Consider the following 16,880-nt stretch of genomic DNA (forward strand, 5'->3'; position numbering starts at 1 on the left):
CAGCGATCATGTGCTCTTCACGAATCCTGCGCGGCCCACGGACTGATAGGCGGTGAACCCGGCGCGCTTGGCATCGCGGGCCGAGTATATGTTGCGCAGATCCGCAAGGCGCGGTACCGACATCTTGCGCACGATGCGTTTCAGGTCCAGCGCACGGAACTCGTTCCATTCCGTCAGGATCACCAGAAGGTCGGCATTGTGGGCCGCTTTGTAGGGATCGTTCAGCCATTGCACCCCGGGCAACAGCTCTTCCCCCTCCCGCTGCCCCTGCGGATCCATCACCCGAACCTTTGCACCGCCACCCACCAGGGCGGGCACGATTGTCAGCGCGGGCGCATCCCGCATGTCGTCGGTGTTGGGTTTGAAGGTCACGCCCAGAACGCCGATGCGCTTGCCGTTGAAACTGCCGTCGCACATGTCCAGCAGCTTGTCGGTCATTCGGCGGCGGACCTCCTCGTTGACCTTGATGACCGTTTCGGTGATCTGGACCGGCGACGCATGCTCCTGCCCGATACGGGCCAGGGCCCTGGTATCCTTGGGAAAGCAGCTACCGCCGAAACCGGGGCCGGCGTGCAGGAACTTGTTGCCGATCCGCCCATCAAGGCCCATCCCCTTGGACACCTGCTTGACGTCGGCGCCGGTACGCTCGCACAAGGCGGCGATTTCATTGATGAAGGTGATCTTGGTGGCAAGGAAGGCGTTCGCCGCGTACTTGATCATCTCAGCGCTTTCCAGATCAGTGACGATGATCGGAAAATCGCGCAGATAGAGCGGCCGGTAGATATCCTGCATGACCTCGGCCGCACGGTCGGATTGCACACCCACGACCACGCGATCGGGCTTCATGAAATCCTCGATCGCTGCGCCTTCGCGCAGGAATTCGGGGTTGGAAGCGACATCGAAGTCGAGGGCGGGGTTGGCCTTTCGGATCACCTGCTTGACCTGCCGGTTGGTCCCCACCGGCACCGTGGATTTGGTCACGATCACGATGTACCCGCTCGCGGCCTTCGCGATCTCCCTTGCCGCATCCATGACAAAAGTCAGGTCCGCATGGCCATCGCCCCGGCGTGTCGGCGTACCCACCGCGATGAAGACAGCATCGGCACCCGCCACGGCGGTGGCCAGATCGTCCGAGAAGGTCAACCGCCCCGCGGCGACGTTCTTGGCCATGAGCGCCTCCAACCCCGGTTCGAAGATCGGCACTTCACCGCGTTCAAGCATGGCGATCTTGTCCGGGTTGCTGTCGACACTGGTGACGTCATGCCCGAAATCGGAAAAGCAGATACCCGACACCAGCCCCACATACCCGGCGCCGATCATCGCGATCTTCATGGCCCCTGTCCTTTCCTGCCCCGCTTTCGTTTCGTTGTGCGTCAGGTCATTCGCGAAGTCAACGCGGCCACCTTCCGCGCACGGGGGTTTCCCTTGCCCCGGCAAGCGGGTATCACCGCCGCTGTCACAGCGGAGCCCGACGGATGACAACCACCCAGACCCCCACGGAGATCGCCCAGGACGTCCTTTTCATAGAGGGAGAGGCGCTTCTGGCTCTGCGCGATGCTTTGCCGAGCGATTTTGACGCGGCGGTCGAAACCCTGCTTTCGGTGCGGGGGCGCGTCATCGTCTCGGGCATGGGCAAATCGGGGCATGTCGCGGCCAAGATCGCCGCCACGATGGCCAGCACCGGGACACCGGCGCAGTCGGTGCATCCCGGCGAGGCCAGCCACGGCGATCTGGGCATGATCACCCCGCAGGACGCGGTGATCCTGATTTCCAATTCCGGCGAAACGCGCGAACTTGCCGATATCATTGCCCATACGCGGCGCTTCTCGATCCCGCTTGTCGCGATAACCAAGAACCCCCTGAGCACCCTTGGGCAGCAGGCCGATTGTCTGCTCGCCCTGCCCGAAGCGCCCGAGGCCTGCGCGATCGGCATGGCCCCAACCACCTCCACCACCTGCACCATGGCCCTTGGCGATGCGATGGCGGTGGCGCTAATGCGCCTGCGCGGATTCGAGCGCGAGAATTTCCTCGCCTTCCATCCGGGGGGCACGCTTGGCGCTCAACTGCTCAGGGTCAGCGCGGTCATGCACAAGGGGGATGAGCTGCCGGTGGTGCACGGTGACACGCCGATGGGCGAGACCCTGCTTGAAATGACGGCGAAGGGGTTCGGCGTGGCCGCGGTCCTGGATGGATCGCACCTGGCCGGCGTGATCACCGATGGGGACCTGCGCCGCAACCTCGACCGGCTGATGGAATGCCGCGCCGGCGAGGTCGCTACCCGCAGCCCGCGCACCATAGGGCCCGAGGCCCTCCTTTCCGAGGCTCTGGGCATCATGAACGCCAACAAGATCAGCGCGCTTTTCGCGGTGGACAAGGATGGCAGGCTTCAGGGGCTCGTCCATATCCACGATCTGCTGCGCAGCGGCGTGGCGTGAGCGCGGGCATGACCGATCCGCCCGTCCCCTTCTTTGAAGAACTGGATTTTCGTCCGACACCCATCGGCGCGCTATCGTTGCGGCGACGGCACGACCTGCGACTCGGACTGGACGTGTACGAGATCATGCTCGGCCACGAATTTCTTATGACAAGCGCTTTCACCGCATCGGAGGTGGCACTGGGACAAGAAGGTGTTGCCGCGTGCCGTGGAGAGGACCTGAGCGTGATTGTCGGGGGTCTGGGCCTTGGCCACACCGCCCGTGCCGTTCTGGATGCGACGGGTGTTGCACGGCTCTGCGTCGTCGAGTTTCTTGATCCGGTGATCGAATGGCATCAAACGGGCCTCCTGCCGCTTGGGGAGGGGCTCACAAGCGAGCCACGTTGCAGAGTCGTGGAGGGCGATTTTTTCGCTCTCGCGGCCAGCGCGGAAGGTTTCGACCCTGAAAACCCGGGCTGCACCCATGACGCGATCCTTGTGGACATAGATCATTCGCCGGACGCGCTTCTCGACACACGCAGCGGTGGATTCTACACGCCGGAGGGCCTTGCCGCCCTTTCACGCCACTTGAAGCCCGGCGGCATATTCGGCTTGTGGTCGAACGAACCACCGGATGCTGCCTTCACCGACCGCTTGAAATCGGTCTTCGTCGCGGCCTGGCCTGTGCCGGTGACATTCCACAACCCCCTGCAGGACCGCCCGTTCACGCAAACGGTTTACCTCGCGCGGCACGGCGCTTGACGCCCTGCTGTCATCGCGTGCAAGCCTCCGTTTCAAAGCCGCATTTCTCACAGGCCGGACCATGACCAGATCCCTCACCGTTTCCGCCGCGCAGTTTGCCTCGACCATCGGCGATCTGGACGCCAATTTCAGCGAACACCACAGATGGGTTGGCGCGGCCCTCAATGTTGGCGCTGACCTCCTGGTCTTTCCGGAACTCTCCATGACCGGCCACTACGGCGCCGAATCCCTGCTTGACGTGACCATGCAGAGCCGCGATGCGCGGCTCCTGGAGCTGTCGCGCACTGCCGGCGACATGATCCTGATCGTGGGTTTCATCGAGGAAGGCCCCGGCGCGCAGTTCTATAACGCCGCCGGTGTCTATCGCGGCGGCAAGCTGGTCTATATCCACCGCAAGATCAATCTGCCCTCCTACGGCAAGCTGATCGAGACGAAATACTATGCGCAGGGCCGGTTCGTGGACACGCATGCCATCGACGAGGATTGGCGCCTCGGCCTGTTGATCTGTGCCGACCTGTGGAATCCCGCGCTCACGCACCTGGCGTTCCTGCATGGCGCCACACTCCTGGTTTCCCCGATTTCTTCGGGAGTCGAAGCCGTTGGCGAGGCTTTCGACAACCCTTCCGGCTGGACAGCGACGATGCATTTCTACTCGATGATGTATGGCGCGCCCTCGGTGATGGTGAACCGCGTCGGCCCGGAAATGGACCTGACATTCTGGGGTGGCTCGCGCATTCTTGATCCCTTCGGCCATCCCCTTGCAATCGCGGGGCAGGGGCCCGAACTGATCCATGCAACGCTCGAATATTCCGAGGTGCGCCGTGCAAGGGCACTTCTGCCGACGGTCCGCGACAGCAATATCGCGCTGGTCGAACGCGAGACCGACCGCCTGATCGCGCGCCTTGGCGTTCCGGACATCATCCGCGACGAGGACTGAACCGCGCCGCGGATTCGTGCGGGCCTTTCCCCTTGCCGCGATATCCGCTAAACGCCGCGGGACCAACAAGACAACCGGCGGATGCTGACCCATGAAATTCACCCTGTCCTGGCTGAAAGATCACCTCGAAACCCAGGCAACGCTGCCGGAGATAACCGACGCGTTGACCGATCTGGGGCTTGAGGTGGAAGAGGTGCAGGACCCTGCCGCGCGGCTGTCCGACTTCACAATAGGCAAAGTCATCAGCGCAGACCCACACCCCGATGCCGACCGGCTGCGGGTCTGCCAGGTGCAGACTGCAGAAGGCGAGCGGCAGATCATCTGCGGAGCCCCGAACGCCCGCGAGGGGATCACCGTCGTCGTGGCCGGCCCCGGCACCTACGTGCCCGGCATCGACACGACCATCGGCGTGGGCAAGATCCGCGGCGTGGAGAGCCACGGCATGATGTGCTCGGAACGCGAGATGGAACTCTCGGACGAGCATGACGGCATCATCGAACTCCCCTCGGGCGAGGTGGGCCAGCGTTTCACCGATTGGCTGATCGAGAACGATCCCGCCAAGGTGGACCCGGTTGTCGAGATCGCGATCACGCCCAACCGGCCCGACGCGCTTGGCGTCCGCGGTATCGCGCTCGATCTGGCGGCACGCGGCCTCGGCAGGATGAAACCCGCGCCGCAGGCCGAGATCCGGGGCAGCTTCCCCTGCCCCATCGACGTGAGTATCGCCCCCGACGCGCGCGAGAACGGCTGCGAGGTTTTCGCCGGCCGGCTGATCCGCAATGTCAAGAACGGCCCCTCGCCCGAATGGCTTCGGGACCGTTTGCGCGCCATCGGCCTGCGCCCGATCTCGGCGCTGGTGGACATCACCAATTTCTTCACCCATGACCGCAACCGTCCTTTACATGTCTTTGACGCCGACAAGGTCAGTGGAAATCTCCTCGTCCACCGCACCAAGGGTGGCGAAACCCTTACCGGCCTCGACGAGAAGGACTACACATTCGGTCTCGGGCAGGTCGTGATTTCCGACGACGCGGGCATCGAGAGCATCGGCGGCATCATGGGCGGGCTCGCCACCGGCTGCACCGAAAAGACCACCAATGTCTTTCTGGAAGCCGCCGTCTGGGATCACGTTCAGATCGCCGAAACCGGTCGCGCGCTGAGGATCAATTCCGACGCGCGCTACCGCAACGAGCGCGGCATCGACCCGGCCTTCAACATGCCGGGCCATGAACTGGCCACGCGGATGATCCTGGACCTGTGCGGCGGCGAGGCCTCCGAAGTGGTTGTCGCCGGCGAAGTACCTGATGTCAGCCGCGCCTACCGCCTCGATCCGGCCCGGGTGCAATCGCTTGTCGGCATGGACATCCCGGAAGCCGAACAGCGCCGCACGCTCGAAGCGCTCGGGTTCCGGCTCGAGGACGACATGGCGCATGTCCCTTCGTGGCGGCCCGACGTTATGGGCGAGGCCGACCTCGTGGAAGAGGTGGCGCGCATCGCCTCTCTGACCAGGCTGCGGGGCAAGCCGATGCCACGCGCCCGTGATGGCGTGCCCAAACCGATCCTGTCGACCATGCAGCGCCGGGAACAGATCGCCCGCCGGACCACGGCCATGCTGGGTTACAATGAATGTGTCACCTACAGCTTCATCGACCACGCCGGCGCAACGCTTTTCGGCGGTGGAGATGATGCCACGATGCTCGCCAATCCGATCAGTTCCGAGATGAGCCATATGCGCCCGGACCTGCTGCCCGGCCTTCTGCAGGCGGCGGCACGCAACCAGGCGCGCGGGCTGATGGACATGGCGCTTTTCGAGGTCGGCCATGCCTTCCACGGCGGCGAACCGGATGAACAGCATTTGCAGGTTGCCGGTCTTCTGGTGGGAAGAACCGCCCCGAAAGACGTTCACGGGCAATCCCGCAATGTTGACCTTTTCGACGCCAAGGCCGATGCCGAAGCGGTCTTGTCGGCCCTGTCGGCCCCCGCCAAGGTGCAGATCCTGCGCGACGGGCCGGACTGGTTCCATCCCGGGCGCCACGGACGCATATGCCTGGGCCCCGGGAAGGTGCTCGGCATTTTCGGAGAGTTGCATCCCGGCCTCCTTCAAGCGATGGATATCAAGGGCCCCGCGATGGCCTTTACCCTGTTTCCGGCCGAGATCCCGATGCCACGAAAATCATCCGCAACGCGCGGCGCGCTCGTCCTGCGCGACCTGCAGGCGGTGGAGCGTGATTTTGCCTTCGTGGTCGACGCGGATGTCGAGGCGCTGACACTGGTCAACGCCGCCGCCGGTGCCGAGAAGACACTGGTGGAGGATGTGCGCGTCTTCGACGAATACATCGGCGGCAGCCTTGGCGAAGGCAAGAAATCTCTGGCGGTCACCGTGCGCCTGCAGCCGGTTGAAAAGACACTCACCGATGCGGACATCGAAGCGGTGTCCACCAAAATCGTGGACAAGGTCCGGAAGGCGACCGGAGGTGTCCTGCGAGGTTAGAGATCGCCCACGCTCAGGCGAACGATCTGCCCTCCGGCTCGAATTCCGGGCGCGCGGCAAAGCTGCTTGCACATGCGCCCATATCACCTCATTCGCCGCCCCGGCGCGGGAATGGTTGCCCGCCGGTCACGGTATGGCATGATGAGGTGAAACGAAGCAGGAGGCAGCATGTATGCCGACCGAAAAGCGGCAGGTGACGAACTTGCCGGCAGGCTAAAGGACATGGCCCTGGACGATCCTGTGGTTCTTGCCCTGCCGCGCGGCGGGGTGCCCGTGGCTTTGCCTGTCGCCAGGGGGCTCGGCGCGCCGCTGGATCTGGTGCTGGTTCGAAAGATCGGCGTGCCGGGGCAGGAAGAGGTGGCAGCGGGCGCAATCGTCGATGGCCCGCCCGAGCATGTGTATTTCAACGAGGGCATCCTGCGCGGGCTCGGAATGACGCAGGACGATATCGCCGACACCGTCGCAACCAAGCGTGCCGAACTGGCCGAACGGCGGCAGCGATGGCTTGCGGGCCGGCCGCCGATCCCGGTGGCGGGGCGCGATACGATCCTCGTCGATGACGGCATAGCAACCGGTGCCACTGTCCGCGCGGCCCTCATGGCCCTGCGTGACCGCGCCCCGGCCCGGATCCTGCTTGCGGTGCCCGTCGCATCGCAAGAGGCGCTCGATGATCTGTCACCGCTGGTGGATCGGGTCGTTTGCCCGCTGGTGCCGCGCTACTTCCGCGCGGTGGGGGCACATTATGACCGTTTCGAACAGGTCCCCGACCGGGAGGTTACGGCAATGATGCAGGACGCGCCGGCCGACGGTACCGCACGAAATCAATGAACAGGAGCTCCCTGATGTCCCTCAAGGTTTATCTATCCGGCGAAATCCACACCGACTGGCGCGACCGTATCGTCTCGGGCGCCAAAGGGCTGGATATCGGCTTCTCCGCGCCGGTGACGGATCACGCGGCAAGTGACGATTGCGGGGTGGCGATCCTCGGGGAGGAGGCGGACAAGTACTGGCACGATCACAAGGGGGCCATGGTGAACGCTATCCGCACCCGCAAGGGAATCGCGGAAGCCGACATTGTGGTCGTCCGCTTCGGCGACAAGTACAAGCAGTGGAACGCGGCCTTCGACGCCGGCTACGCAAGCGCGCTTGGCAAATCTCTCATCATCCTTCAGCCACCGGAACACGATCACGCCCTCAAGGAAGTCGATGCCGCCGCTCTGGCGGTCACGCGGGAACCGGAAGAAGTGGTGCAGATCCTCGAATACGTCCTCAAAGGCACTTTGCCGGGCTAGCGGAAGGTGAAATGCCCCTTGGCAGCGCCGGTGGCGGGCGATAATGGAGCATCGGGTTAACGAGGGAGTTTGGATAATGGGCCCGATCATGGACACGATGGGCGGGTTCGGCCCGCTGGCATTCAATGCAATCAAGGCGATCGTCCTTCTCGTCGTCGGCTGGATTGTCGCCGGCGCGATCAGCGGCATGGTTCGCCGCCGGGTACAGGCGAACCCGCGTCTTGACGATACCCTCGGCAATTTCGTCGCAAGTATTCTGAAATGGGTCATCCTGATCATCGTTCTGATCGCGGTTCTTGGCCTTTTCGGGATCGAGGCAACCAGCCTCGTCGCGATTCTCGGCGCTGCAACACTGGCCATCGGGCTGGCGCTGCAGGGGACACTCAGCGATCTTGCCGCAGGATTCATGCTGATCCTGTTCCGGCCCTACAAGCTGGGCCAGTATGTTGATATCGGCGGCACGGCGGGAACCGTGGCCGATCTGAACCTTTTCTTCACCGAACTGACAACGCCGGACAACGTCCAGATCATCGTGCCCAACGGGCAGGCCTGGGGTGCGGTCATCACCAACTACTCGCATCACGCGACACGGCGTTGCGACCTTATGTTCGGAATTGATTACGACGATGACGCGGACAAGGCGATGAAGATCATCACTGATCTGGCCGAGGCGGATTCCCGGGTTCATTCCGATCCCGCACCCTGGGTGCGCGTGACCAATCTTGGTGACAGCAGCGTCGATCTCACCGCGCGCCTGTGGTGCGATGCCGGGGATTACTGGGACATCAAGTTCGAACTTACCAAGACGGTCAAGGAAGCGTTCGACGAGAAAGGCATCTCGATCCCGTATCCCCACTCGGTCGAAATCCAGAAAACAGGCTGACGCCGGGACCTCTCAGGCCAACTTGGCGGCGGCATCACTCAGGGCACGTGCGGCCGCGCCGATATCCCCGCCAAGGGGGCGATCTTCCTGCAGGGTGGGCACGACGGCCCGGATCGCGTCATGCACCATGGCGACCGACGGGCTTGTCGCCCCGGGCGCCCGCAGGTCCAGTGCCTGTGCCGCTGCCATCGCCTCGGCTCCCGCAAGCAGGTGAAAGGCACGCATCTGGTCCAGAAGCTTTGCCGCCGCCAGCGGTGTCATGGCGGCCATGTCCTCCACCGTGTCAGACACTGGTGCCGGATCGAAGGCAACCGGCATCGCGTGCCGCCGGATTTCGGCCTGCAGCGAGGCGCATGTCTTCTGCATCGGCACCATGCCGGCACTCGCTCCGCCCATGGGCGACAGGTACCTGGGCAGCCCCGACAACTCGGGGGTCATCAGTTTCTGTACCCGCTGAACCGCACCGTTCGCTACCATTGCCATGGCAAGACTCACCCCCTCGAGGGCCAGCGCCAGGGACGGCGCATGGAAATGTGCCGTCGAGACCATTTCACCATCGTCCAGAACCGCAGGGCTGTCGGCCCCGGAATTGGCCTCGTCTTCCCAGGCCTCCTCGGCCCGGGCAATCGCGGTCTCGGCCGCCCCGGTGACCGTCGCGACGAGACGAAAGCTCAGTGCCTCCTGCACCCTGCGGGGCCGGTCTTCGGCACCCTCGAGGTGCCGTGCAAACCAGGCGGCGGCATCCGCCTGGCCGGATGCGGGGCGCAGCGCATTCACGTCGGCGCGCAGCACTTCGCGGCTGGCCCCGTATCCAGCATAGGACAAAAGCGCCGATGTTCTGGCCATATCCAGTCCCCGTCGCGCATGTTCCAGGGCGCGGGCCGCACGCGCAACGCTGAAGGCACTGTTGTTGATCAATGCCAGCGCATCTTTCGGCTGAAGAACAGGGGCCGTCAGCCCGGCTCGTGCCAACGCGTCGGCAGCAGGTACGACACGTCCTTCCAACCAAACCTCGCCGCGCCCCAGAAGCCCCTGTGCCCAAACCGCCATCACGGTCAGATCCGCCGCCCCGATTGACCCGAATTCCGGAACCACGGGCGCGATGCCTGACCGGAACACCGCAACCATGTGGCTGAAAACCTCCTCCGAAAGGCCGCTTCGCCCTTGAGACGCCGACAGGATACGGGCCAGCAGGATGGCGCGCCCCGTCTCTTCGGGCAGCGTGTCGCCTGTCGCCACGGACCGCCCGTCCACCAGCTTTTGCTGAAAGTCCGGAATGTCTTCGGGTGCGATCCGATGACCCAGATTGCCACCCAGCCCGGTGTTGAGGCCGTAAACAGGGGCCGCACCGGCGGCCTTTGCGTCAACATGCCGGCGGGCGGCTTGGATACGTGCGAAAACCGCGTCCGGCACCTCCAGCGTGCTCACGCCCTTCAGGGTCGCGGCGAATTGTGCCGGATCAACCCTTTGCATGACGTCCATTACCAGAACCTCAACTTCTGGCCGATCCCCTTGTCATGCGCCTTTTCCAGCATCATGTGACCCAACGCTATATCCGAAAGCGACAGCCCCCGATGCCAGAACAGGATCGTCTCGTCCGCGCGTTCCCGCCCCGGTCGCGATCCGGCGACGATCTGCCCCAGTTCGGCATGCAGTGTGTCCTGTGTCAGCTTGCCGGCATCCACGTGCGCGCGCAGCGCCCCGAAGACGCCATGCGCCTGCCCCCAGTCATCCATGACGACCTTGTCCATGATGTCGGTGAGGTCCAGTTCAACGGCCGACATGGTTCCATAGGGAATGACAAGGGTGCCGGGCTTGACCCACTCCGTCCTGAGAAGCGGCGCCGGCTCGGACAGGCGCGAAGCCTCGACCATGATATCGGCACCCTCCAGGCAACTTTGCCAATCATCCGTGACGTCTATCTTTCGGCCGAGGTCGGACTCCAGCCGGGCGGCAAAGGAGTCGCGGCTTTCGGGACGACGCGAATGAATGCGGACCTCCTCGAAATCGAAGAGATGACAAAGTAGACGTATGTTCCAGTATGCGGTGCCGCGAGCACCGATATGGCCCAGGACCTTCGGGTTTTCCGGGGCCAGATACTTGGCCCCGAGCGCGGTGATCGCACCGGTTCGCATCTCGGTGATGCCGGTGGCGTCAACGATGGCCTTGGGCGCGCCCATGCGCGGATCGAAAAGTGTCAGAAGCCCATACTCGCTCGGGCGTCCATGACGGTAATTGTCGACGAAATCACCGACCACCTTGGTACCGGCACTGTCCACCTCACCGCCGATCCAGCCGCGCAAGACGTTGAAATGGCCCTCGACGCCCGCGCGTGGCCGGATGTGAGTACGCGGCTCGATCTCGGTCTCTCCCGCTCCCTGCATCCGTAGCCCGGCTTCCACCGCACCCAGGATTTCCTCATCCGTCAGATCCAGCGCCTCGACATCGAAACGATTGAGAAAATCGAAATAGACCGGAGGTGTTTTTCCGTCCAGGGACATGTGCAACTTCCTTCTTGCAGATTATGTATGCACATAAGCACGATCATGCGGCAGCGCGCAATCCACGAGATGCACCTGCCACGCGATTCTTGCCAGTGTGAAAGCCCGAAACCCCTCAGAACACGACCGACGGCAACCAGGTGGCCAGGGCAGGAACCGCCCAGATCGTCGTGATCCCGACTATCTGAAGCAGAATGAATGGCATGACTCCGGCATAGATCTGACCGGTGGTGATTTCAGGTGGCGCAGCGCCGCGCAGGTAAAAGAGCGAGAACCCGAATGGCGGGGTCAGGAAGGATGTCTGGAGGTTGATGGCGATGAGAATCGCCAACCAGACCGGATCATGCCCCATCAGGATCAGAACCGGCGCGACAAGCGGCAAAAGGATGACCGTGATTTCCACGAAATCGAGGAAGAATCCCAGCACGAAGATCAGCACCATCGCGAAGACCAGGGCGCCGGTCGCCCCGCCGGGCATGGATTGCAGGATCTGCGCCACGCGGTCCTCGCCGCCCAGGCCCACAAAAACAAGGCTGAAGACACTTGCCATCAGGATCGTGGCAAAGATCATCGCCGTCACGGTCATCGTGGTGGTCATCGCGCCGACCAGGAGATCGCGCCGGAAAAGCCGCCAAAGGGACACCAGGACGGCCCAGAGCCCCAGAAGTGCAAGCGCGCCGTAAACGGCACCAAGTGCCCAGTCCGCAGCACCCGCATCGCTGCGCTGAAGGCGCACGGGGGCAAGGCCCGCCGCGACAGCAAGAAAAAGAAACGCCGCCGCCCCGCACAGAACCAGCCTCCGATCCACTCCCTGCCGCGCGCCGGCCATCAGGATCGCGCCGACCGCGCCGACCGATGCCGCCTCGGTAGGGGTGGCGATGCCGCCAAGGATCGCGCCCAGAACCGCGACGATCAGCACCACCGGCGGCACCACGGCCCCCGCGATTTCGGCTGGGCCCGGACGCCCTTCCGGGGTGGGTGCCGGCGGCATGTCCTGCGGCCTAAGGACGCCGCGCAAAAGCACATAGACGATGTAGATCGTCACCAGCGCCAGCCCGGGCACCAGCGCCCCGGCAAATATCTGGCCCACCGAAATCGTTTCGACCGAAAACTTGCCCTGTTCGTACTGTGCCTGCTGATAGGCGCTGGACATCACGTCGCTGAGGATGATCAGGAGCGTCGAGGGCGGAATGATCTGCCCAAGCGTACCGGCGGTGCAAACCAGCCCGGAGGCGAGACGCGGATCATATCCGGTCCGCAGCATCGTGGGCAGCGCGATCATCCCCATGGCGATCACTGTTGCCCCGACGATCCCGGTGGAGGCGGCCAGAAGCGCCCCCACAAGGATCACCGAAATGCCCAGGCCCCCGCGCAACTGCCCGAAGAGGCGCCCCATCGTATCCAGAAGATCCTCGGCGATACGGGACCGTTCCAGGATCACGCCCATGCTCACGAACAGCGGAATCGCGATCAGCACCTCGTTGGTCATCACACCGAATACACGCTGCCCCAAGGCACCCAGAAGGCCGGGCTTCATTATCCCGGCGGACCAGCCCAGGTAGGCAAACAGGATGGCAGTTCCGGCGATCGCGAAGGAAACCGGAAATCCCAGAAGGATGGCCGCCATCAACGCCGCGAACATCAGCAGGTCGAAATATTCCAGGATCATGCGCTTCGCACCCTCAGGACCACGAGGTTGCGCAGAAGGCAGGCCAGGGATTGCAGGATCAGTAATACGCAAAAGGCAGGAATCAGTGACTTGAGCAGAAACACTCCGGGAATTCCGCCAACCGAAATCGCGCCCTCGTAGATCGCCCAGGCGTTCCTGACCGATGGCCAGGACCAGTAGAGCAATGCCAGCATCGAGGGGACAAGAAGCACAATATGGCCAAAGGCGTCGATCCGCGCCTTCCCGACCGTGCCGGCCCTGGCCTGAAAGATGTCGACGCGCACGTGCCCGTCCACCAGAAGCGTATAACCGGCCCCGAGCATGAACAGGGTGGCGTGCATGTAGAGGACGCTTTCGTTGAGCGCGATGGAACTGATGCCGTACACGTACCGCAACAGCACGACGGCGAACTGCACCAGCACCATCGCCAGCGCCAGCCACCGCACCACGCGCCCCACGGCGCGGTTGATCCCGTCAAGCCATGATGCCAGTGCCTGCATGGGGTCATCCCTTGTTACGGCGCGGCCCGGCAGCACCCCGGGCCGCGCCCATGATCAATATCCCAGAACCTTGGCCCGGGCATTCATCTGGCCGTTATCGGCATAGGTCATGTAGCCGCCCACCGAGTCCCGATAGGCCACGAAACTCTCGGCGATGCGCTTGACCAGGTCATCGTCGTCCTCGCGCAGCTTGCCTATCACCGTTTCGGCGGCCTTTCCCATCTCCGTCACGATGTTCTCGGGCAGGGCCTTCGGCATCACTCCCTCGTTTTCGACCAACTGCACCAGCGCCCTGGCATGTTTGGTCTCGTACTCGGTCCAGACATCGTTGTAGAGGCTCGAACACGCGGTCTTGACCACCAGTTTCAGATCGTCGGGCAGCGCCTCGTAGGCAGCCGCGTTGACCCCGCATTCTTCGGCCGAGCTGGGCTCGCCGATACCCGGCCAGTAATAGTTCTTGGCAATCTGATGATAACCAAGGGCCGAGTCAGTCCATGGCCCTATGAATTCTCCTGCGTCCAGCGCCCCCGACTGGAGCGCCTGGAACATCGCCGGGCCGCTCATCGCCTGAACCGCCATGCCGATTTCGGAACACATCTCGGAGGCCAGCCCGGTGGAGCGGTATTTCATGCCCTTGAGGTCGTCGACCGAGTTGATTTCCTCGCGGAACCATCCGAACCATTGCGGCCCCGAGTTGCCGCACAGGAACGGCTTTATTCCGAAACGGCCATACATTTCGTCGTAAAGCGCCTGCCCACCCCCGTGGACCATCCAGCCTACCTGCTCCTCGGCGCGCAGCCCGAACGGCTGAGAACCGAACAGCAGTATGCCCTTGGACTTAGACCCCCAATAAGCCGGAACCGCGTGATAGAGATCGGCCGTGCCCTCGGAAACCGCATCGAAAACGCCGCGCCCCGGCACGATCTCGCCGGCAGCATGCAGCTTCACCTCGAGCCGGCCACCGGAAAGCGTGGTGATCCGGTCGGCCAGCGTCTGCGCCGCCACGCCGGGACCGGGAAGGTTCTTCGGCCATGCGGTGACCATCGTCCATTGCCGCACGTCCTGCGCCACCGCAGGTGTTGCCAATGCCGCACCGGCGGTACCGATGGCGCTTGTCTTCAGGAATTCGCGTCTCTTCATTGGTCTTTCCTCCTTGTTGAAGTCTCTGGCTCGCGTCCGTGTTCAGACGATCTGGTTACGGCAACGCCCTACGCTTTGATGTCCTTTCAATCGCCGTTCTCTCGCAGCTGCGACAAAGTCGGGTCACAGCGCTCACCCTCAAAGAAATAGTCCAGCAACCCGGCGAACACGGCCGTACCGCCCGCGGCCTCGAAAAGGGTCGCCGAGGAACGCAGCTTCATCGCGTCCACGGGGCCGAGTATCGCTTCGGCCGCCAGGCCGTCATGCGCCAGCAGCGCGCCGGAAATCTCTTCCAACCGCGGACCCAGGACAGGATGGGCGAGAAATCGGCGCGCCTCCTCCATGTCCTTGATGCCATAATGCTGCGCCATGGCCGATCGGCCAAGGCCCTTCAGCTGCGGAAAGACGAACCACATCCAGTGGGTCCGCTTGCGCCCGGCCCTGATCTCCTGCAGGGGGGCGGGCCACATGCGCTCCTGCGCGTCGATGAAACGGTCAAGGCACATCGCCGAACCGGCCCACGGCATGTGTGCAGCCATCCTCATTCACTTCAGGATCCCCGGAAGGTTCAAACCGTGCTCCCGCGCGCAATCCAGGGCGATGTCGTACCCGGCATCCGCATGACGCATCACTCCGGTGGCCGGATCGTTCCACAAGACCCGCGCGATACGGCGGTCCGAATCCTCTGTGCCGTCGCAACAGATCACCATGCCGGAATGTTGCGAAAATCCCATTCCGACGCCACCGCCATGATGCAGGCTGACCCATGTCGCTCCGCCCGCCGTGTTCAGCAAAGCGTTCAGCAGCGGCCAGTCGCTCACCGCGTCGGACCCGTCCAGCATACCCTCCGTCTCGCGGTTGGGGCTGGCCACCGAGCCGCTGTCAAGGTGATCGCGCCCGATCACCACCGGCGCCTTCAGCTCGCCCGTGCGCACCATTTCGTTGAAAGCAAGGCCCAGCTTGTGCCGCACGCCCAGGCCGACCCAGCAGATGCGCGCCGGGAGACCCTGGAATGAAATCCGCTCCCGCGCCATGTCCAGCCAGTTGTGAAGGTGCGGATCGTCCACCAGTTCCTTGACCTTCGCGTCGGTGCGGTAAATGTCCTCCGGGTCGCCGCTGAGCGCGCACCACCGGAACGGCCCGATCCCGCGGCAAAAGAGCGGCCTGATATAGGCCGGCACGAAGCCGGGAAAGGCGAACGCGTTCTCCAGCCCCTCGTCCTGCGCCACCTGCCGGATGTTGTTGCCGTAATCCAGAGTCGGCACTCCGGCATTCCAGAAATCGACCATGGCGGCAACATGCACCTTCATCGAGGCGCGCGCGGCCTTTTCAACCGCTTTCGGGTCGCTTTCCTGTTTGCCGCGCCATTCGGCCACCGTCCAGCCCTGTGGCAGGTAGCCATGCACGGGGTCATGGGCGCTGGTCTGATCGGTAACCATATCGGGGCGCACGCCACGCCGCACCAGTTCCGGGAAAACATCTGCCGCGTTGCCGATCAGCGCCACGGACTTCGCCTCGCCCGCGCTGGTCCAGCGGTCGATCATCTTTAGTGACTCGTCGAGCGAATGTGCGATCTCGTCCACGTAACCCGTGCGCTTGCGGAATTCCGCCCGGCTCTCGTCGCATTCCACCGCCAGGCAGCAGGCGCCGGCAAAGACCGCAGCCAGCGGCTGCGCCCCGCCCATGCCGCCCAGCCCCGCGGTCAGGATCCAGCGGCCGGTCAGGTTTCCATCGTAATGCTGGCGCCCGGCCTCGGCGAAGGTCTCGTAGGTGCCCTGCACGATGCCTTGCGTGCCGATGTAGATCCATGACCCGGCGGTCATCTGGCCGTACATCATCAGGCCCTTCCGGTCGAGTTCGCTGAAATGGTCCCAGTTGGCCCAGTGCGGCACGATGTTGGAATTCGCGATCAGAACCCGCGGCGCATCCTTGTGGGTCGGGAACACGCCCACCGGCTTGCCCGACTGCACCAGCAGCGTCTGGTCCTCCTCCAGCGTCTTCAGCGTGGCGACGATGCGGTCGAAATCCTCCCATGTCCGGGCCGCACGCCCGATCCCGCCATAGACCACCAGTTCATGCGGGTTCTCGGCCACGTCGGGGTGCAGGTTGTTCATCAGCATCCGCATCGGCGCCTCGGTGACCCAGCTCTTGGCGCTGATCTCGGTGCCCGTGTCGGGATACACGTCGCGGGTGTTGTGGCGTGGATCTGTCATGTCTCCGTTTTCCTCACCGGGCCGGCGGGTGGCCGGCAAATGTTTCTGTATCTCCGTTCCCGGCCGCGGGTGACACCGT

The 16,880-nt window shown here is 63.7% G+C and carries 15 protein-coding genes; 7 read left to right on the plus strand and 8 right to left on the minus strand.

Translation table 11 applies throughout. The annotated features are described in order from the left end of the window. Positions 1-6: 6 nt before the first annotated feature. Positions 7-1,332, minus strand: a complete 1,326-nt coding sequence (locus DQW77_RS00745; RefSeq protein ID WP_113256250.1) for a UDP-glucose/GDP-mannose dehydrogenase family protein — start codon at positions 1,330-1,332, stop codon at positions 7-9. Between the two features lie 143 nt (positions 1,333-1,475). On the opposite strand from DQW77_RS00745, the gene DQW77_RS00750 reads away from it, so the two are divergent. From DQW77_RS00750 to DQW77_RS00780, 7 genes are all read left to right on the plus strand, one after another. Beyond that, on the plus strand, positions 1,476-2,435 hold the full coding sequence (locus DQW77_RS00750) for an SIS domain-containing protein (protein WP_113256251.1): 960 nt from the start codon (positions 1,476-1,478) through the stop codon (positions 2,433-2,435). Positions 2,436-2,443: 8 nt separating this feature from the next. Continuing rightward, positions 2,444-3,175 (plus strand): spermidine synthase, encoded by a 732-nt coding sequence (locus DQW77_RS00755; RefSeq protein ID WP_113256252.1) that lies wholly within the window; start codon positions 2,444-2,446, stop codon positions 3,173-3,175. Positions 3,176-3,236: 61 nt separating this feature from the next. Next, the gene (locus tag DQW77_RS00760) at positions 3,237-4,112 is read left to right on the plus strand and encodes a nitrilase-related carbon-nitrogen hydrolase (RefSeq protein ID WP_113256253.1); all 876 of its coding nucleotides are present in this window, start codon (positions 3,237-3,239) and stop codon (positions 4,110-4,112) included. Positions 4,113-4,203: 91 nt separating this feature from the next. Next, a complete protein-coding gene (gene pheT, locus DQW77_RS00765) occupies positions 4,204-6,603 on the plus strand; it encodes a phenylalanine--tRNA ligase subunit beta (protein WP_113256254.1) in 2,400 nt (799 codons plus the stop codon). 168 nt (positions 6,604-6,771) lie between these two features. Then, the gene (locus tag DQW77_RS00770) at positions 6,772-7,431 is read left to right on the plus strand and encodes a phosphoribosyltransferase (protein WP_113256255.1); all 660 of its coding nucleotides are present in this window, start codon (positions 6,772-6,774) and stop codon (positions 7,429-7,431) included. A 14-nt stretch (positions 7,432-7,445) separates the two neighbouring features. Beyond that, positions 7,446-7,895: a YtoQ family protein gene (locus DQW77_RS00775; RefSeq protein WP_113256374.1), complete on the plus strand. Its 450-nt coding sequence runs from the start codon at positions 7,446-7,448 to the stop codon at positions 7,893-7,895. Positions 7,896-7,971: 76 nt separating this feature from the next. After that, positions 7,972-8,778, plus strand: a complete 807-nt coding sequence (locus tag DQW77_RS00780; protein WP_113256256.1) for a mechanosensitive ion channel family protein — start codon at positions 7,972-7,974, stop codon at positions 8,776-8,778. A 12-nt stretch (positions 8,779-8,790) separates the two neighbouring features. Here DQW77_RS00780 and DQW77_RS00785 read toward each other — a convergent pair whose 3' ends face one another. The 7 genes from DQW77_RS00785 to hutU form a co-directional block, all read right to left on the minus strand. Continuing rightward, positions 8,791-10,260, minus strand: a complete 1,470-nt coding sequence (locus DQW77_RS00785; protein ID WP_113256257.1) for an aromatic amino acid ammonia-lyase — start codon at positions 10,258-10,260, stop codon at positions 8,791-8,793. After that, on the minus strand, positions 10,260-11,279 hold the full coding sequence (locus DQW77_RS00790) for an ornithine cyclodeaminase family protein (protein ID WP_113256258.1): 1,020 nt from the start codon (positions 11,277-11,279) through the stop codon (positions 10,260-10,262). Before DQW77_RS00790 ends, DQW77_RS00785 begins: the two co-directional genes overlap by 1 nt. Before the next feature lie 115 nt (positions 11,280-11,394). After that, positions 11,395-12,945: a TRAP transporter large permease subunit gene (locus tag DQW77_RS00795; protein WP_181711170.1), complete on the minus strand. Its 1,551-nt coding sequence runs from the start codon at positions 12,943-12,945 to the stop codon at positions 11,395-11,397. Then, positions 12,945-13,448, minus strand: a complete 504-nt coding sequence (locus tag DQW77_RS00800) for a TRAP transporter small permease subunit (RefSeq protein ID WP_113256259.1) — start codon at positions 13,446-13,448, stop codon at positions 12,945-12,947. Before DQW77_RS00800 ends, DQW77_RS00795 begins: the two co-directional genes overlap by 1 nt. A 54-nt stretch (positions 13,449-13,502) precedes the next feature. After that, positions 13,503-14,588, minus strand: a complete 1,086-nt coding sequence (locus DQW77_RS00805) for a TRAP transporter substrate-binding protein (RefSeq protein ID WP_113256260.1) — start codon at positions 14,586-14,588, stop codon at positions 13,503-13,505. 86 nt (positions 14,589-14,674) lie between these two features. Then, positions 14,675-15,127 (minus strand): DUF1810 domain-containing protein, encoded by a 453-nt coding sequence (locus tag DQW77_RS00810; RefSeq protein WP_258523625.1) that lies wholly within the window; start codon positions 15,125-15,127, stop codon positions 14,675-14,677. A 6-nt stretch (positions 15,128-15,133) separates the two neighbouring features. Next, positions 15,134-16,801 carry a urocanate hydratase gene (gene hutU, locus DQW77_RS00815; RefSeq protein ID WP_113256261.1) on the minus strand — a complete coding sequence of 556 codons (1,668 nt, stop codon included), beginning with the start codon at positions 16,799-16,801 and terminating at the stop codon, positions 15,134-15,136. Positions 16,802-16,880 lie beyond the last annotated feature (79 nt).

This window comes from Roseovarius sp. TE539, from assembly GCF_003298505.1.
Classification (GTDB): Bacteria; Pseudomonadota; Alphaproteobacteria; order Rhodobacterales; family Rhodobacteraceae; genus Roseovarius.